Here is an 18,039-nt window from a genome sequence, read left to right as displayed (position 1 = left end):
TAGTTATCATAAGTGAATCAGAAACCCGCCCAACCGCGGCTGAGCTCGGTCGTTTGGCAGAGAGGACTGTGCGAGAAATGTCCTCTGGGTACACCTGACCGGGGAGTGAACCTTGTGAGCGAGAATGCTTCTCAGCCTATGTCGCCTGGTCTCATGAGAGACCTGTGAAACCCCTTCCGGTACACCTCACCCCACACGTCCCCACTGACGTCACCACCACGCCGACACCCTACTTTCCCCCCACCCCCACCACATCCCTCAGGGCCTTCCCCGTATGCGAGGCGGCACAAGAGGCCAGCTCTTCGGGCGTGCCGAGGGCAACCACGCGGCCGCCGTCATCTCCGCCTTCGGGGCCGAGGTCAATGATGTGATCCGCCGCTTTCACGACGTCAAGGTTGTGTTCGATCACGATTACGGTGTTGCCTGCGGCCACGAGTCGGGTCAGGACGTGGAGCAGCAGTCTCACGTCATCAAAATGGAGGCCTGTCGTGGGTTCGTCGAGGATGTAGAGCGTCTTCCCGGTGGCGACCTTGGAAAGCTCGGTCGCGAGCTTCACTCTCTGGGCCTCGCCTCCGGAGAGTCTCGTGGCGGGCTGTCCGAGCCGGAGATAGCCCAGGCCCACGTTGTTGAGCGCCTCGAGCTTTCGCCGAACGGGCGGTATCTGGAGGAAGAACTGGTGCGCCGCGTCGACGGTCATGTCCAGGACGTCGGCTATGCTTTTCCCCTTGTAGAGGACTTCGAGGGTGTCGCGGTTGTATCGCTTGCCCCTGCACGTGTCGCATGTCACGTAAACGTCGGGGAGAAAGTGCATCTCTATCTTGACGACGCCGTCGCCCTGGCACGCCTCGCAGCGGCCGCCGTGCACGTTGAAGCTGAATCTCCCCGGCAAGTATCCCCGCACTTTGGCCTCGGGCAATTGAGCGAAAAGTGACCTCATGAAGCCGAAGGCGCCCACGTACGTGGCTGCGTTTGATCGAGGGGTTCTCCCTATCGGCGACTGGTCTATGTCCACGACTTTGTCGATGTGCTGGAGTCCTTCTATTGCCCTGTGTTTTCCGGGCGATTCCGGGGACGAATAGAAATGACGCGCGAGCGCTCTGTATAGGATGTCGTTTATTAGCGTGCTCTTGCCCGAGCCCGAGACGCCGGTCACACACACGAAGAGTCCGAGCGGGAAGGACACGTCGATTGATTTCAGGTTGTTTGCGGCGGCGCCCTTCACGGTGAGGCACGCGCCCTGCGGGCGTCTCCTCGTCCGAGGTACTTCAACGTCTTTCTTGCCCGAAAGGTAGAGGCCCGTGAGCGACGCGCTGTTTTGTGCAATCTCCGCCGGCTTTCCGGTGGCGACGAGCCAGCCGCCTCTCTCTCCGGCGCCCGGGCCGAGGTCGACCACATGGTCGGCTGAGAGAATCGTGTCCCTGTCGTGCTCGACGACGAGAACGGTGTTGCCCATGTCTCTCAGTTCGCAGAGTGTGCCGAGGAGTCTCCTTTGGTCACGATGGTGGAGTCCTATGCTCGGTTCGTCGAGAACGTAGAGCACTCCGCTGAGCCTAGATCCTATCTGCGTGGCGAGCCTCAATCTCTGTGCCTCGCCTCCTGCAAGCGTGGCAGCGTTTCTGTCGAGCGTGAGGTAGTCGAGGCCGACGTCACAGAGGAACTTGAGTCTCTGTACGATTTCTTTGAGTATGGGTTCGGCAATGGGGATTTCGCTTCCTCGGAACTCCATTTTCTCGAAGAGTGCTTTGGCTTCCTTGACGGAGAGAGACGCGTACTCGGCGATGTTTCGCCCCTTGAGTGTGACGGCGAGGCTCTCGGGCTTAAGCCGCTTCCCCTCACACACCGGGCATTGCCCCCGAGCCATGAAGCCGTCCAACCAGTCTCTCACGGCCCCCGAGGTCGTGGCCCTGTATCTTCTCGCCAGATCGTGGACGATTCCCGGGAATTTCCTCTTCCCTTTCATCGTGAAGTTCTTGCTCTTGTAGGTGAACTCGACTTCGTCGTGCCCGGCTCCAAAGAGGATGATTTCCTTTACGCGCTCGGGCAGCTCCTGAAACGGCATGTCCAAGTCGAAATCGTAGTGCTTCGCCAGGGCCCGCATCTGGCTGTTGAACCACACGGAGCTGGAGGCTCCCCAGGCCGCGACTGCGCCCTTCGAGATGGAGAGCGTCGGGTTCGGAACGACCAGTGACGGGTCTATCTCAAGCCGCGTGCCGAGGCCGTCGCACGTGGAGCATGCGCCGTAGGGATTGTTGAAAGAGAAATTGCGGGGCTTTAAGTCGTCGAAGCCGATTCCGCACCGAACGCACGCCCTCTTCTCGCTGAACAGCAGTTCCTTCGCGGGACCGCCGCGACCAGCTGTGGCACCCGAACCTTCCTTGCCGCTTCCGCCCACCCCGCCGGCTCCACCGCCCCCACCCACCAGAACACTCACAACTCCCCCGGCCGCCTTTAGCGCCGTTTCGACGGAGTCCACCAGTCTCGACTGGTTCTTTGCATCCGCCGTGAGCCTGTCCACGAGAATGTCAATCGTGTGTTTCTTGGTTTTCTTGAGAGCCTCGACTTTCTCGAGTTCGACCAGTTCTCCGTCTATTCGCGCTCGCAGGAACCCTTGTCTCCTCGCCGCGTCCAGTTCCTTTTTGTATTCGCCCTTGCGGCCCCTCACGATGGGAGCCATCACCTGGACGGTTTTGCCGTTCGCCACCTCGATGAGCGAGTCGACGATTTGAGAAGGCGTCTGGGCGCCTATCAGGGCGCCACATTTGTGACAGTGCTGCACTCCCAGTCTGGAGAAGATGAGCCTCAGGTAGTCGTATAGCTCCGTGACCGTGGCCACGGTGGAACGGGGGTTTGCGCCTGCGGTGCGCTGTTCGATGGAGATTGCGGGAGAGAGCCCCTCGATGGAATCCACGTCGGGCTTTTCCATCTGGCCCAGGAATTGCCGCGCGTAGGCGGAGAGGGACTCGACGTAGCGCCTCTGGCCCTCGGCGTAGATCGTGTCGAAAGCGAGTGAGCTTTTTCCGGAGCCGCTCACGCCCGTCACAACGATGAGCGAGTTCCTCGGGATGTCGACGTCTATGTTCTTGAGGTTGTGCTCCCTCGCCCCTCTCACCGAAATGAAACCAGGCGTCGACCCGGAGGAACCCTCCACTTGGAGACCGGAGGGAACCTTCACTTGGAAAGCTTCTGCAGCCTCTCTTTTGCCATGCTTCCCCACTCCGAGTTTTCACCTTCTCTTTCCAGTAAGAGTCTGTATTGCTTGGCGGCGGCCTCGACGTTTCCGGTCTCTTCAAATGCGAGACCCGCTTTGTAGCGAGCGGTCACTGCCCAGAGAGAGCCTTCGCCGTAGACGAGGGGCACCTTCAAGAATTCAGAGGCGGCTCTTTCGAACTCTCCCATCGCCGCGTACGTTTCGCCTATCCAGTACTGGATCTCCGGCTTCTCGTCATCGGCGCCGCTCTCCAACGCAGCCTTGAGCCGCTCCAGCGCCTTCGGCCGCTGGCCGGCGTTGAGATAGGCGTAGCCGCTCTTGAAGACCGCGTCCTGGCTCAGCTTGCCCTTGCACGCGGCGGCAACCTTTTCATAGACGGAGGCGGCCTCCGTCCAGTTCTCGGTCCTCTCCATGCACAGACCAGCATTGTACCACGCTTCGCACCGTGAAGAGGAGTCCGGCGACACCGCCCCCGCGCTCAGATAAGCGCGCGAAGCTTCGTCGTACTTCGCCTGAGCATAGAGCGAGGTGCCGAGCTTGAAGTACGCGGTGAACGCCAAAGTGCCGTCAGCGGGCCCGAGCGCGAGCGCCTCCTCAAAATGGCTCGATGCCTGCGGAAAGTCTTGGAGTTTGAGCTTGCACATGCCCATCGTGATGAGCGCTCTGATCCTCGACTGCGCGGGCAACTTCGCCTGTGCCTGCGAGAGACTTGCGTACGCTGCTTCAAATTGGTTCTTGTCGAAGAGGCTCAAGCCCCTCTCGAAGTCGATTTCGGAGGCGAGTGTCGTATCGCCCGGGAAATTCTTCCCGTACCACGAGAGCCTCTTCTGAACCTTCCCGTCGTCTCCCATTCTTGCCAGGGAGAGGATTTGCCCGCGAGCGGCTTCCGCCCGCCCGCCATCGCTCATGTCGAGTCTGAGCACCTGCTCGTAGGCCCCGAGGCTGGACTTGTAATCGCCGGCCTCGAAGCTCGCGCGCGCAAGGCCGATCATCACAGTTGTGTCCGAGCGGGACTCGGGGAATCTCTCCACAATCTGCTCGTACGTGGCCCTGGCCTTCTTGAAATCACCCGCTCCTGCCTCGGCCTCCGCCTTCCTCTTTAGTGATTCAGAAAGAAGTGGGCTCTTGGGGAACCGGGCGGCCAATCGCTCGAAGCTCTCGGACGCCTTCTTCAGCATGCCGCGGTCCAGGTAAGCGTCGGCCTCCTTGACGAGCAAGTCGTCCGAGAACGCTCCACCGGGGTCGCGCTCAAGTATGTACTCGTACTCGTGAATGGCCTCGTCGAACTTCCCCTGCACGAGCAGGCAATCTCCCTTTCTCGCGAGGGCTCTCTCTCTGAGGTTTCTGTTTCTTGTCTTCTCATACGCCGATTCGTATAGGGCGATCGCTTCGTCGAGCTGTCTTTTCGCGAGCTTACACTCCGCGAGTTCGTACGCCGCGTCGGCAGCCACGGCACTCGCAGGGTAGCTCGCCAACACGATTCCAAATTCCTGCTCCGCCGCGTCCACGTTTCCGGCGCCGGCCAGCGCCCTCCCCTTCCAGTAGTGCGCCTGGGCGATGAGAGGGCTCTGCGGAATCTCGCCGACGAGCTTGTCGTAAGTGGCGAGGGCCTCGTTGTAGGAATCGTCTCCGGGAGCTCGCGAGAGTTTTGTGAGCGCCTCGGCCCTTCCCAGGAGCGCGTCGGCAAATCTCTGCGTCTCCGGATAGCGGCCGAGAAACTCGGTGTAGAGCGACGCGGCAGTACGTTCCATCTCCGGCGAGGAGAGTCCCTCCAACCTGTCCCGGATCAGGAGAAACGCTGCTTCGTCCGCGACCGGGGCGTCCGGGTACTGAGAGATAAGATTGGTCAAGCATTTGAGGGCGGCACTCTTCTCTGCGGAGGCCTCGCTTGTCTTTCCCTCGAACTCGAGTTTTTTCGAAAGGCGCGAATGGACGTCACTGAGGCGTAGAAGCAAGACGGGCCTTCTGTCCGGAGTCGCGACGGCGAGTGCTTGCTCCAGCATGATTCTCGCCTCGTCGAACGAGTGATACTGTCCGGCGAAGAGGGACGCCGCCCGTTCAAGCAGGGTGTCGCCACCTGCGGAGCCTGACGCCGCCGAAAGAAGGAGGGTCGTCACTTTCTTGAGCTCACGCTCTCCGATCTTGCTCGGGAAGAGAGAGTCAAGCGATTCCGCTCGCTCCAGTGCCTCGTCCGCATAGGGGCCGAGCGGGTAATCCTTGGCAAGCTTACGATATACGTCCGAAGCCCTGGCGAACTCACCCTTCGTCTCGTAGAGTCTCGCCATTTCATTGAGCGCGCGGCTGCTCGTCTCATCACCGGCGTAGCGGTCTAGAAGAAGACTGTAATATCCCAGTGCCTTGTCCGGCTCTCCCGTGCGCTTGGCACACAAATCTCCGAGGTGCATGAGTGCGGCGGCGTGGAGACTGTCCGGGCCTGGGAGAGTCAATGCTCGAAGGTACGATACGGTTGCGCCTCCAAATTGAGTGAGCGCTTCCTTTATCTCACCTTCTTCCAGGCTCGCGGAGCAACATAGAGAGTCAATCTCCGTACCGCAACCCAACCTGGAAATGAAATCGAGAGCGTCTTGATTCTTCCCCTGGGCTCTGCTCGCCCGCGCCCGCGTGAGAAGCGACATGCGCCGCGCCCTCGCGGCGAACTTGCCTGACAATAGTTTCTGCGCGATCGAGTCTGCCTGGCGATAATCGCCGCACGAAAGATACGCCGTCTGCGCGTTCACGTTGCACGCCTCACAGAGTGCGGAATCCTGTGACGCGCTGAAACATTCGGCAAACTCTCTGGCAGCGTCCTTGGGCCTACCCGTCAGGTCGAACAGCTCCCCCCGCCTCGCGGACGCCCTGGCCAGAAGCGTCTTGTCAACCTTGTAGGAAAGCGCGTCCTCCAAAACGTCGAGGGAACCCTGAGTGTCGCCGTCGTCGAACAGAATCTTCGAGAGCTCCAGCGAAGCGTTGAAGGCGGGCTCAGTCCCCGGATGGGCACGTCGCAGGTCTTGAAAAATCTCCCTCGCCCTGTCGCGATTGATCTGCGTCTCCGCTTTTCCCAGCCAATAGAGGAGTTCCGCGTTCTTCTCCGCGCCTCCGCAAGCGACCAGCGCCTGCTCGAACGTCCTCGCCGCCTCTTCGTAATCACCCGATCCCAAGAACGCTCTACCAAGAGCCGTCATGGCCGGGCAAGACTGCGCACAGTCCGGAAAGAGCTTGACGACCTTCCGAAAGATCAGGATCGCCTGCTCGTAGTTGTACGAGAGTAAGCTACATTGGCCGGCCTTGTAGAGCGCGTCGCAGGCGCCTTCACCCTGCGGGTTGGCCTCGTAAGCGCGCAGGTAGCGAGTAGCGGCTTCAACAAGCTTCGATTGGGAGAACTTTATGTCTCCGAGGAGAAGCGCGCCGCGCTGGCGCAACGCCGGCGAGGGTTCGGTCTCCATGAACCTCAGTAGCTCATTCTCCCCGACGTCCAGCATGCCCTCGCGTATCAGCTTCTCAGCGTAATCAAGAGCCGCACTCCCGGAACCGCCTGCCGCCTTGCCCCCAGGAATCCCCGCATCCTTCCCCGTCGAACCCGTGGCGGCCTCGTTCGAGAAGGTCGCGCCGCCAGCCTGGAAGCTGGCACCCGTGCCCCCGCCCCCGAGAGCAGGCCCCTCATCTACCAACGCTCCGTAGCTCAAGACCGGAGCGCCACTTGTCAGTCCAAAGACCACCAGCGCCGCCACAACTAACACAATATCAAGCCGTAAGGTAGGTTTCTTCATCTTGTTTCTAGAGTCCCTATTCGTACCGCAGTGCCGCCACGGGATCCATTCTTGCAGCCTTCACAGCGGGATATATCCCGAAGAAGAGACCCACGGCCGAAGAGAACGCAAAGCCCAGCGCGAGCGCCCAGAACGGCGCCGCAGACGGAATGTGTACCAGCTTCTCAACCAGCCAGCCCACACTCACTCCGAGCGCAATCCCCACCGCCCCTCCCGTGGCCGTAAGAAAGACCGCCTCCGTGAGGAACTGAATCAGAACGTCCTTTCTGCGCGCACCGACGGCCATCCGCAGTCCTATCTCTCGGGTCCTCTCCGTCACCGACACGAACATTATGTTTGTGACTCCGACGCCTCCGACCATCAAGGCTATAGAAGAGATGGCTATCATGACTATGTAGAAGGTTCCGGTTATCTTGTGATAGAGATCCATGAGCACGTCTTCAGTGAACACACCGAAATCCGAGAAACCGTTGGCCGGGATGCCGCGCCTTCGCCTGAGCAGATCCGTGATTTCGTCGATCGCCTGATCGGTCGCCTCGACGCTCACCGATTTTGCGTCAATGTATGTTTCGAGTTCGCTCCCGAACCTTTTCTTCAAGGTGGAGTGCGGCATGAGCACGTAGTTGTCCTGATTCTGCCCGAGAAAATTCCCCCGCTTCTCGAGTTCGCCCACGACGAGAAAACGCTTTCCTCCTATCAAGACCCAGTGCCCCAGAGCCAGACCGCTCGGGAACAGCGTTTCGAGGAGGCTCTGGCCCAGAAGACAAACGTCGGCCTTGTGCAGCAGTTCCTCCTGCGTGAAACATCTCCCCGCGGAGATTCCCAGTTCATGAATTTCGAGATAGCCGGGGTCGCTCCCCACTATCTCGGCAAGGTTGGTCTCGGCGTTCCTGTACTTGAGCTTGGCCATGGTGTATGTCAACGGCACGGCCGCCACCACGGACGGGCACAGGGCCTGGATTGCCGCCGCGTCCTCGACTTTGAAGTCCCGCCTGTGTCTGAGACTATCCGGCAGCTCACCGACGAAGAGACCGGGTTCGAATTTCCTGACGTATATGACCGAGGTGCCGAGAGACCTGATTTGTTGTGCCATGCTGCGGTTGAGGCCCTGAACGAGGGAAACCATCCCGACGAGGGAGGTGATGCCGATGACGACGCCCAGAACCGTGAGCCCGGCCCTAAGTTTGTGAGTTCGCAGCGAAGAGAGCGCCATCCCCACGGTCTCTTTCAACAATCCGGTTCTGATAGGCATCGTGACTCCGATCAACTTGCAGAAGCCGCTGGGTGTCGCCCACTCGCGTCCACGCCTACCGCGGTACGCGCCTCCCGCGACTACTCATACCGTAGCGCGACTATGGGATCCTGCTTTGCGGCCCGAGCAGCCGGGTATATTCCGAAAAAGACACCGACGCCGCACGCGACCACGAGCCCCATGATGATCGCCCAGGCACGAATCGTCGCCGGCAGAGGCGTCACGTGGGATATCAGCAAGGCAATGGCAACGCCGAACAGAACACCTATCGCACCACCCGAGCCCGAAAGAAGCAGAGATTCTATGAGGAACTGTACCATTATGTCGCCGCTCGTCCCTCCGACCGCCTTTCTTATCCCTATCTCCTTCGTCCTCTCCGTCACGGAGACAAGCATTATGTTCATGATCACGATTCCACCCACCACGAGGGAAATGGCCGCAATCCCCACCGTCACCAGGTAAGCCGTGGACGTGAATTTCCTGTAGATTTCCATGAACGTCTCGGCGCTCATGATGCTGAAGTCGTCCGGCTTGGAGAAAGGCACTTTTCTTCTGGCCCTCATGATCGACCTCGCCTCGTCCTGCGCGAGTTCCAGGCTGGCCTGATCTCTGGCCTTTGCCACAATTGTGACGGGCGACCTCGAGCCAAACGCCTTCTGAAACGACGTGATGGGCATCATAACGTAGCTATCCTGGCTTTGGCCGAGAAGGCTACCCTTCTTCTCGCCGACCCCGACGATTCTGTAAGTGTGACGGCCGACGCGCACTTCCTTGCCGAGCGGGTCTACGCCACTGAAGAGTTTCTTCACGACGTCCGCACCGACAACGCAAGTAGGCCGTCTTCGCAGGACGTCCTCGCGCGAGAGAAGCCTGCCCGACTCCACGTCGACCTCCTGAACGGACTCGTAGCTCTCGTCGACACCGAGCACGCTGACTCCGGCGGCGGTCTTGGATCTGTACCGAACCTCCTTCACGCTGGTCGAAACTGCCCCGGCGGCCTCTACGGACGGCGAAAGGCGCTCCAGCGCGCGGGCGTCGTCGAGCGTGAGCGGCTTTCTCTTCAGGGCTTCCAGGTAATCTTCATAGTTCGTAATCATGCCGAACTGGTCCACGTAGAAGGTGTTGGACCCCTCCGACACGAGCTTTTCGGAGACGTACTTGTTCATGCCCTCTATGATGGACACTATGGTCACAACGGAGAGGACGCCTATCACTGTTCCCAGGACAGTCAACAAGGATCTGACCTTGTGAGCCCTGAGGGTCGAAACCGCTATGCGGAAGCTCTCAGAAACCTGCAAGAGGTACCCCCGCTCCGTCAGAGCAGTTTGTCGGACTCGATCAGGCCGTCCCTCAGCCTGACGATACGTCCTGCGTGTTCTGCTATGTATTCTTCGTGTGTGACGAGAATGATGGCGTTACCGGCCTTGTGGATCTTCTCGAAGGCCTGCATTATTTCCTCGCCCGTTTTGCTGTCCAGGTTTCCTGTAGGTTCGTCCGCAAGTATTACGGAAGGCTCGTTCACGAGCGCACGCGCTATGGCCGCACGCTGGCGCTGACCTCCGGAGAGTTCTGCCGGGCGATGCTTGGCTCTCTCAACAAGTCCGACGGCTTCGAGGGCCATTTCGACCCGCCGTTTCCGTTCTGCCCGCTGAACACCCGCGTAGATCAGAGGAAGCTCGACGTTGTGAGTGGTGTCGGCGCGCGGAAGCAGATTGAAGGTCTGGAACACAAAACCTATCTTTCGATTTCTTATGCGCGCGAGCTCGTCGTCTGAGAGATCCTTGACCTCCTGGCCGCCGAACAGGTACGAGCCGCTCGTGGGGGTATCCAGACAACCTATGATGTTCATCAACGTCGACTTGCCGGAGCCGGAGGGCCCCATTATGGCGACGTAGTCGTTCGTACCGATGTCAAGGTCGATCCCGTCGAGCGCATGAACGTCTTCTGCGCCCACGTTGTACACCTTCTTGACCTGTTTTAGCTCGATCAGATTGGGCATTCATTCTCCTCTGTCGCACCGGCGGGCCTGACACACAGCCAGACCTGCTACGTCATATCGGAGGAAGCTAGTCGGCCACTTTCTGCTTCTTCCCCTTGCTGTTCGCGTCTTCCTTCTCCTTCTTCTCCTCTTTCACTTTCTGTCCGTCCTTGAGGTCCCTCAAGACCCTGAACGGCCCAGTAACGATGCGCGCATCCTGAGAGATTCCCTTCAAGATTTCTACGTCGGTTTCGCTCATGATGCCGGTTTCTACAGGCACAAACTTAACAGTCTGGCCGTCCACCACAAAGACACCCGTCACTTCGTCGGAGGCAGGTTTGCCTGTGCCCGAGGCGCCGGGCGACGCGGACGTGTCACGCTGTGCAGCGCTGTCGGCCTTCGCTGCGCTCGCCTTCTCAACCTTCCCCTCCGGCTTCGCTGCGCTTGCCACTTTGGTTGTTTCCTCCGCTTTCTGCCCGCCCTTCTCCTTCTTCGGCCCCTTCACCGTGGCGGTTTTGCCTTTCACGCCCTTCTTGGACTCTTCGCTGCGCTTGGACGTCCATTTGTCCACGGTCTTCTTGTCGCGCACGACTATGGCCTGAATGGGAAGCCTCAAGGCATCGGTGTGGGTCGCAGTAGTTATCTCTGCGTCCGCGGTCATGTCCGGCTTAAGACCCATGGAGCCAGGCTCCAGACTCAACTTCACCGTGAAGTCTGTGGCGGAGGCGTCGGACGCGGCAGACGCCTTCTGTCCGGAGCTCCCTATTTCCACAACTGTCCCCTCGAGCACCGTATCGGGAAACGCGTCAACGAACACCTTCGCCCGTTGACCCTTTTCTATGCTCACGACGTCGGTCTCGTCCACGTCGCACTCGACCTGCATGTGGGCAAGGTCTGCCACGGTCATTATCACCGTGCCCGCCATGTTCATGGTGCCGACAACGACTATCTCACCCTTTTCCACGTTGAGTTCGGACACCACGCCCGCCTGGGGTGCAAGAAACGTCGTCTTCTTCAGATTGTCCTGCGCGATATTGAGAGCGGCGGCCGCCTGGGCCACCATCTGTCTCGCTGCTTCAACTTGGGCCCCCTGCACGTCGTACTGCGTTCTTGCACTCTCGAGCTCCTCGGGAGAAGAAAGATTCTTCTCCGAGAGGACCTTCTTTCTCTCGTACACTGACTTTGCCTGGGCAAGCGACGCCTGAGCGAGGCTCAGACTCGCCTTGGCGTTCCCGAGCGCCGCCTTGCTCTGCTCCACCTGGGCGACGTACTCCGACCTGTCCAACTGGAGAAGCAACTGACCCTGTTCAACCCACTGCCCCTCATGCACCGGCAAATTCACAATCTGACCGGGCAAGCTCGCGCTAATCTCAACCTTGGTCTCGGGCCTTATTTTTCCGGGCGCTCTCACGGTAGACGTTATGGTGCCTTTTGTGACCTTTGAGATTTGTACTCCGAGAGCCTTCTCCGAGCTGCGCCTCAGATTGCCGACGATGATGAACAAAATCACCAGCACGACGGCCGCCCCGATCAATACTCTCTTTCGTCCCAGCTTCATTCGCTTTGTTCCTCCGTGGCCGCGGGTATTACTTCACCGGCTGACCCGTTGCCTTTTCAAATAGAGCCTCGGCTTCCCTCAAACTTGCCACAGCTTCGACGTAGGAGCTTCTCGCCTGGGAGAGGCTCACCTCGGCGTTCAGCAGTTCCAGCATTGTTCCCGATCCCACGTCGTACCTCTCGCGCGAAAGCCTGTAGTCTTCTTCCGCGCTGGCCAATCCGGTCTTGGATGCCTTTATCGTTTGCGTCGCCTGATCGAGTCCCAGCATTGCCTCTTTCACGTCAAGGGCAGTCTGAAGCTCGCTGTCACGCACGTTGTTGTCTGCAATTGCTGCGCGAGCTCTCGCCTGTCGAACGCTCGCCGTCGTCGCCAGGCCGTCGAACAAGGGCACGCTGATACCAAGTCGTACGGACCAGTAGTAATTCTTGTCTCGTGCCGCTTCGGTCCTCGGAAACTCGTTATCAGACCAATTGTACGAGAAGCTGGTGTAAGCAGTCGGAAGTCTGCCCGCCTTTGAAGCGAGGACTGACGCCTTGGCCCCCTTCAAGTTCTCCCTCACCGCAAGGAGGTCCGGTCTCCGTTCGAGCGCCTTGCGGACCGAATCTTCAACCTGCACCTGCGGTGTCTCTTCCCCAAGGTTCTCGTCTATGTTGATGGGACTGTCCACGGGTAGACCCAGCAATTTAGCCAATCTCGAGCGCTCAAGTTTCACCTTGTTGTCTGCGGCGATGAGTGAGAGTTCGCTCTGTGAGACCCTGACCTCGGCCTTGAGCACGTCGCTCTTGGCGACGGATCCCACTTCGTACAGCGCCTTTGCCCGATCCAATTCGTCACGGCTCAACTGCATCGCGGTCTTGCTGACCTCCGCGAGCTTCATGGACTTGAGGAGCTCATAAAACTGTAACTTGACCTGGTAGACCGCGCTCTGCTTCGCAGCGTCTAGCGAATGTCGCGAGGCACGCACGGAATGGGATGCGCTCGAAAATCGTGCCCAGTCAGGAACGCTGATAAGGTTCTGAGTCGCCTGAAAGGTGTAGTAGTAGGAATCGGAGGTGCTACCGGAGCTCAAGACCGTGATGTCATATTCCGGGTAGTAGCTCTCCGTGGGCCCCTGGATACGCCTGCCGAAGCCCGCACCGGCCGTGACGGACGGGGCGAGTCCGCCTATTGCAGCGATCTGGGCGCCGATGGATTCGTTCACATTCTCGCTTGCGCTGACAACGGAGAAGTTTCTCGCGATGGCAATCTCAACGCACTTGGAAACAGTGAGCGCCCCTTCCGGCAGGACCGGAAGGTTGGCACGCGATGCAGCGCTCTGGAGCGGCAAGGTCGCAATCCCACAAACGGCAAGGAACAGCACAAGAGACAGGCACCGACGCAATTTCCAATACATCAAACTCCCTCCTGGAAGCATTCGCGCGAGACTTCTGCGCAGGTTACACCTCCAGCCTCTAGATACGTATTTTCGGCCCAAGTGGTTCCAGCTTATTCCGGAGCGCCTCTAGCCGGTAGGCCTGTGCGTTAGTCCCGAAACAACTGCCACACCCAGAGCCCAAATCAGCCAGAGAGCGCCTACCACGTAGTAGGATTTCCGGCGCGGAAACTTGAACATCACCGAGATCCCCACAGCTACCAGGATAAACTTCCAGATTGCGAACATGTCACTTACCTGGTCGAGGAAACGATACAGGAAGCGATACGCAAAGACACTGGAAGCGCCCGGCGAACTCAGAATGAGAGCAAGGCTCGTGTGGGCTTCCGCACTCTTGGTGATCAACTGAATGGGGATCTTCACCAGGCTCTCCGGCACCACGATGACCGAAGAGTAAACTATCACGGCAAAGGTTCTGACGAAGTTGGCGTCACCGCCCAGAAGCATGGCGCAAATCAAATAAAGAATCCCGGCCACCACAACGAGCCCGAGCGCCGTGAATACAACCGCCGTCGCGAGCCCGACGTACAACGGCCTGCTCCCCTCGAGCCAGGGTCGAGCCGCCTCGAGCTGTTCCTCGGTCAGGCCGCGGCTTTCCAGTACTTCGCGCTGCGCGGGGAGGATTACGGTGGGAAGAAGAATCCACGAGCCAATCGCGGCCACCAGCACACAGATGATAAGAGGAACGAGCCAGTCCGGCCGGCGATCCAATTCCCCGAAAACCTGAGCCGGGCCGTAGACAACGCGAACAACCCTGCGAAGGGAGTTCATCCAGCCGGTCCTTTCTGTGGTTTCAACGCTCGGCGTGGTCAAGTCACTCATCATGGCCTCCTTCTTTGCAGTTATACCACCATCAGTTAAACTCAAGCAGGCAGTGCGGCGCGCACATCGCCTCTCAAGCTTCCTGGATCGAAACGTGCCTCAAACAAGTTCCCTCAGCGCCTCCGGCATGAGGCAGCCGGCGCGCCTGTCCGCCTAGCCACCCAGGCTGAAGCGGAACGGAATGACTATCCTGCACTTCACGGGGACGTTCATCTGTTTCGCAGGTCTGAACAGAAACTCCCTGGCGGCCTTGAGCGCCGCGTTGTTCAAGATCTGAATGGTGTCACTCTCAACGACTTTGGCGTCAATCACTCGGCCCGTCTCGTCGATCGTCACCTCCACTTGCACCAGCCCCTCGGCCTCGGTCTCCCTGGCAATCTCCGGGTACGCAGGCTTCACACTCCTGATGACCTCGGGCGGTGAGTCGTAACCGTAGAAAGCCTCGGACGCCTCGGGGCTCGAAGGGATCGCCAGCGGCGAAAATGGATTGAACTCCGTAGGTGCAATTGTGGCGTCCGAACTCACATCGTCGGATATTTCGGCCTGGGCAGGCACCACCGGTCGTTCGATCTCTTCCGGAAGGGGCGGAACCTCTCCAATGTCCTCGGGAAGGTTCAGAACCTCGATCCTCTTCTCGGGCAAAACGTAAGGGTGCGGCACGTACGGCGGACTGAAATAGAAAATCATGGCGTGGATGATCGCAGCGCCGACAAAACCGATTTCGAGAACCTTGGCGTAGTTCTTCTTCACTCGAAAGAACGCCGTTCTTCTCTTCAGTTCAGGCAATGCTATTGCTCCCACTACTCCTCCTCTGTCTCCCTGCGCGGAGCAGTGAAAGCGACCCGCAGCGCGTTGGCACTCTTGAGGCGGTCAATCGCCTCAGAAACAAGGTCGTACCTGGCTCTCCTGTCCACGTTGAACTGAACGATGAGCGCGGGGTTCCTTTGCAGTTTCCGCGAGATTATCGGCTCGATGTCCGACACGGAAACCATGTTGTCGTCTATGGACACTCGGCCTCCGGCATCAATCCATATGCGGACGGAGTTCTCTCTGGGAACCGTTTGCCCCGCTTCCGCGCGAGGAAACGCAATGGGTATGCCCTGCTCCACCCGGAAGATGACCGTCGACATGAAGAAGATCATGAGAAGCATGGCAATGTCGCCGGTCGAAGAAGTCGGAATAGACGGGGAAACCTTCAGCCTCGGCCCGCCTATTTTCCCCAACCATTGTTCCACTTCGATCACATTCCTCTCGGTGCTACGGCGTCTCCTGCCCGGTATACAACCCGAGTGAGATTCTGGTGGCCTGCGCGAGCTTGATCTTGTCCAACGCACTCACCATCTTTCCGTAAGGGGCCTTGGGAGCCGTCTCGAGAGACACTATCAGCTTGTCGTTTGCGGCGATTCTTGCCGCCACCTCTTGTTTGAGTTTATCGAGGGCAATGGGCTGCCCGTCTATTGTGATGCTCCCCTTATCGTGCACCACAATCCTCGCCACATTCCTCACGGAGATCTTCACGGGTTCCTTGCCCTTGGCAGGCAGAATCAACGTCAAGGCCTGGTTCACGTCAAACACGGTCGTCGAGATAAAAAATATGAGAAGGAGGAATGCCACGTCGGCGGTCGAAGCCTGTGGAATGTCCGGCGGGGCCTTCACTCTTTTCCTAAACTGCATTGCAACTCACCTTTCTGTCCGCTCTACGAGGTCGCCTTGGTACCTACGGTACGGGCGAGAGCATCGAGAAGATCTGCGGCCGACTCTTCCATCTCGACGACGAATCTATCGATCGTCTGCACGAAATAGTTATAAGCCAGTTGCACCGGTATGGCGACCATGAGGCCCGCGGCAGTGGTAATCAACGCCTCAGCAATGCCCGCGGACACCAGCTTTGCGCTCACGTATTCGGCGGCGGCGATGGCCTCGAAAGCGTGAATCATTCCGGAAACAGTTCCCAGGAATCCGAGCAACGGCGCAATGTTGGCGACACTGGACAGCCAGACAAGACCTCTCTCAAGAAATGTGACCTCGATGGCGGCGGCGCTCACGATAGACTTCTCGACCGCGTCCGTACCCCTGTCTACCCTCAGGAGCCCTGCATGGAGCACTGCGGCGACGGGCCCCTTTGTGATCTCGAGCTGCGCCCGGGCTGCTTCAATCCCCTTCGTTTCGTAGGTGGAGAGAAGCTTGCTCATCAAGGCCCTGGTGTCAGTCCGGGCCTTGGACAGAACGTAGAGTCTCTCTATTATGACGGCCAGTGCCAGAATGGAGCAGAGAAGGATGGGGTGCATGAACACACCGCCCCTGACGTAGTAATCAACGAGGCCGCTTCTCTTGAAATGATCCAACCACGCTTGTGGCTCAGTACCTGCGGCGGCCCCGGCGGCGAATGAAGGAAATGCCACGGTCAAAACGCTGACGCACACGAGCAGCAGAAGCGCAACCCTCATACTTGACATGGTACTGGCGCCTTCCTTCCAAAGCTCAACACCCAGAACGTTCAGAGTATCCTAACGACTCGAGCAATGCCGACAGCCGGCTAGGCCTCGCCCCTTCTGGTAAGTCAAAAAAATTGCGCCGCAGGGCAGTCTCGTCTCTTGGGAAATAGCACAACGGCGGCAGCAACTTTGTAGTCTAAGTTGCCCCAAACGCCTTGTCAATGCTTGTTTCTCAAGCCTTCGAAGAGGTTACCCGACTCATGAATGCCCCGGCGACCAGGCAACACTATGGCGTAAATCTGTTGAGCATTCTGGGAAAAGGAATTGTCTCCCGGATGTGCTCGATGCCGCATATCCAGGCAACGGTCCTCTCAAGACCCAAGCCGAACCCTCCGTGTTCGACGGTACCATATCTTCTCAAGTCGAGATACCATTCGAACGCCTCTCGCGGGAGTCCCATCTCGTCTATCTTCCTTTCCAGCACTTCCAGGCTGTCTTCCCTCTGCCCACCCCCCACGATCTCTCCGTAACCCTCCGGCGCCAGCAGGTCTGCCGAAAGAGTGATTCTCGGGTCTTCGGAAGAACCCTTCATGTAGAAGGCCTTGCACTGCGAAGGGTATCCCCAGACGAAAATCGGCTTGTCGAACGCCTGCGAAAGTTCGGTCTCCTCCACCGCCCCGAAATCATCGCCCCACTTGATCTCGGAACCCTTGGCCTTCAGCATCTCGATCGCATCGTCATACTTGAGTCTCGGAAACGGAGGCACAACCTTCTCCAGCGCGTCGACGGAGCGGCCGAGCTTCTCCAACTGAGGCCTTCTCTCTGCCAGAACCCTCTCCACGATGAAAGCGACCAGGCCCTCGGCAAGCAACACGATGTCCTCGAGAGTTGCGAAAGCAACCTCCGGCTCTATCATCCAGAATTCAAGCAGGTGTCGCCTGGTTTTTGACTTCTCTGCTCTGAACGTGGGACCGAAGCAATAGACCTTCCCGAACGCCATCGCTGCGGCCTCGTTGTAGAGCTGGCCGCTCTGGCTGAGATAGGCCTTTGTGCCGAAGTAGTCGGTCTCGAACAAAGTCGAGGTGCCCTCGCACGCGGCAGGCGTGAGGATGGGCGCGTCAACCACGACAAAACCCCTGGAATCGAAAAAATCCCTGCAGGCCTTCACCACCGTGCCCCTCACGGCAAGAATGGCGTGCTGCCGCGAAGAGCGGAGCCAGAGATGCCGTCTGTCCATCAGGAAAGAGACGCCGTGTTCCTTGGGAGTGAGCGGATAGTCCTTGGCAAGCTGGATCACTTCGATGCTCGAAAGCCTGATTTCGTAGCCGCCCAGGGCCCGCTCCTCCTTGCCCACCTTGCCCCTCACAACGAGAGAGCTTTCCTGCGTCAACTGGTCACAAAGCGCAAACGTCTCCGGCCCGACCGACGTCTGCTCCGCGATGACCTGGATTATGCCTGTCCCGTCTCTCACGAGAAGGAAATGGACCTTCCCGCTCGACCTCTTGTTGTAGAGCCAACCTCGTATCTCGACGTCCTGGGACTCGAACTTGGGTATTTCGCTCACGTAAGTTCGCATGATTACTCACT

The 18,039-nt window shown here is 58.9% G+C and carries 13 protein-coding genes; all 13 read right to left on the bottom strand.

The genetic code is table 11. The features are described from left to right. Window positions 1-229: 229 nt before the first annotated feature. The 13 genes from uvrA to asnS all read right to left on the bottom strand — a co-directional run bounded on the left by uvrA (window position 230) and on the right by asnS (window position 18,028). The gene (uvrA, locus tag NTX17_04915; protein MCX5800710.1) at window positions 230-3,109 is read right to left on the bottom strand and encodes an excinuclease ABC subunit UvrA; all 2,880 of its coding nucleotides are present in this window, start codon (window positions 3,107-3,109) and stop codon (window positions 230-232) included. A 59-nt stretch (window positions 3,110-3,168) separates the two neighbouring features. Continuing rightward, window positions 3,169-6,975 (bottom strand): tetratricopeptide repeat protein, encoded by a 3,807-nt coding sequence (locus NTX17_04910; GenBank protein ID MCX5800709.1) that lies wholly within the window; start codon window positions 6,973-6,975, stop codon window positions 3,169-3,171. Window positions 6,976-6,991: 16 nt separating this feature from the next. Further along, entirely contained in the window at window positions 6,992-8,227 is a 1,236-nt protein-coding gene (locus NTX17_04905) for an ABC transporter permease (protein ID MCX5800708.1), read from the bottom strand. A gap of 80 nt (window positions 8,228-8,307) precedes the next feature. Beyond that, the gene (locus tag NTX17_04900) at window positions 8,308-9,525 is read right to left on the bottom strand and encodes an ABC transporter permease (protein ID MCX5800707.1); all 1,218 of its coding nucleotides are present in this window, start codon (window positions 9,523-9,525) and stop codon (window positions 8,308-8,310) included. A gap of 17 nt (window positions 9,526-9,542) precedes the next feature. Next, complete coding sequence (locus NTX17_04895) at window positions 9,543-10,217, bottom strand: ABC transporter ATP-binding protein (GenBank protein ID MCX5800706.1); 675 nt, start codon at window positions 10,215-10,217, stop codon at window positions 9,543-9,545. A gap of 76 nt (window positions 10,218-10,293) precedes the next feature. Then, window positions 10,294-11,763 carry an efflux RND transporter periplasmic adaptor subunit gene (locus NTX17_04890; protein ID MCX5800705.1) on the bottom strand — a complete coding sequence of 490 codons (1,470 nt, stop codon included), beginning with the start codon at window positions 11,761-11,763 and terminating at the stop codon, window positions 10,294-10,296. A 28-nt stretch (window positions 11,764-11,791) separates the two neighbouring features. Beyond that, window positions 11,792-13,156: a TolC family protein gene (locus NTX17_04885; GenBank protein MCX5800704.1), complete on the bottom strand. Its 1,365-nt coding sequence runs from the start codon at window positions 13,154-13,156 to the stop codon at window positions 11,792-11,794. A gap of 108 nt (window positions 13,157-13,264) precedes the next feature. Beyond that, a complete protein-coding gene (locus NTX17_04880) occupies window positions 13,265-14,017 on the bottom strand; it encodes a YIP1 family protein (protein ID MCX5800703.1) in 753 nt (250 codons plus the stop codon). A 153-nt stretch (window positions 14,018-14,170) separates the two neighbouring features. After that, the gene (locus tag NTX17_04875) at window positions 14,171-14,818 is read right to left on the bottom strand and encodes a TonB family protein (protein MCX5800702.1); all 648 of its coding nucleotides are present in this window, start codon (window positions 14,816-14,818) and stop codon (window positions 14,171-14,173) included. Then, window positions 14,818-15,261 (bottom strand): biopolymer transporter ExbD, encoded by a 444-nt coding sequence (locus NTX17_04870; GenBank protein MCX5800701.1) that lies wholly within the window; start codon window positions 15,259-15,261, stop codon window positions 14,818-14,820. The genes NTX17_04875 and NTX17_04870 overlap by 1 nt, the downstream gene beginning before the upstream one ends. A 13-nt stretch (window positions 15,262-15,274) precedes the next feature. After that, window positions 15,275-15,691 carry a biopolymer transporter ExbD gene (locus tag NTX17_04865; GenBank protein MCX5800700.1) on the bottom strand — a complete coding sequence of 139 codons (417 nt, stop codon included), beginning with the start codon at window positions 15,689-15,691 and terminating at the stop codon, window positions 15,275-15,277. Window positions 15,692-15,714: 23 nt separating this feature from the next. Further along, window positions 15,715-16,473 carry a MotA/TolQ/ExbB proton channel family protein gene (locus NTX17_04860; GenBank protein ID MCX5800699.1) on the bottom strand — a complete coding sequence of 253 codons (759 nt, stop codon included), beginning with the start codon at window positions 16,471-16,473 and terminating at the stop codon, window positions 15,715-15,717. 265 nt (window positions 16,474-16,738) lie between these two features. Beyond that, complete coding sequence (asnS, locus tag NTX17_04855) at window positions 16,739-18,028, bottom strand: asparagine--tRNA ligase (protein ID MCX5800698.1); 1,290 nt, start codon at window positions 18,026-18,028, stop codon at window positions 16,739-16,741. Between the last annotated feature and the right edge of the window lie 11 nt (window positions 18,029-18,039).

It is taken from the genome of Candidatus Eisenbacteria bacterium, assembly GCA_026388185.1.
GTDB lineage: Bacteria > Eisenbacteria > RBG-16-71-46 > JAFGJU01 > JAFGJU01 > JAPLKG01.
The sequence above is the reverse complement of the archived record's forward strand: the minus strand, read 5'-3'. Positions and strand labels throughout refer to the sequence as shown.

What these genes read in the sequence shown, in the direction of transcription:
- NTX17_04910 (MCX5800709.1), bottom strand. Translation starts at nt 6,975, where the DNA reads ATGAAGAAACCTACCTTACGGCTTGATATTGTGTTAGTTGTGGCGGCG.
- NTX17_04905 (MCX5800708.1), bottom strand. Translation starts at nt 8,227, where the DNA reads ATGCCTATCAGAACCGGATTGTTGAAAGAGACCGTGGGGATGGCGCTC.
- NTX17_04890 (MCX5800705.1), bottom strand. Translation starts at nt 11,763, where the DNA reads ATGAAGCTGGGACGAAAGAGAGTATTGATCGGGGCGGCCGTCGTGCTG.
- NTX17_04885 (MCX5800704.1), bottom strand. Translation starts at nt 13,156, where the DNA reads ATGTATTGGAAATTGCGTCGGTGCCTGTCTCTTGTGCTGTTCCTTGCC.
- NTX17_04880 (MCX5800703.1), bottom strand. Translation starts at nt 14,017, where the DNA reads ATGAGTGACTTGACCACGCCGAGCGTTGAAACCACAGAAAGGACCGGC.
- NTX17_04865 (MCX5800700.1), bottom strand. Translation starts at nt 15,691, where the DNA reads ATGCAGTTTAGGAAAAGAGTGAAGGCCCCGCCGGACATTCCACAGGCT.
- NTX17_04860 (MCX5800699.1), bottom strand. Translation starts at nt 16,473, where the DNA reads ATGTCAAGTATGAGGGTTGCGCTTCTGCTGCTCGTGTGCGTCAGCGTT.
- asnS (MCX5800698.1), bottom strand. Translation starts at nt 18,028, where the DNA reads ATGCGAACTTACGTGAGCGAAATACCCAAGTTCGAGTCCCAGGACGTC.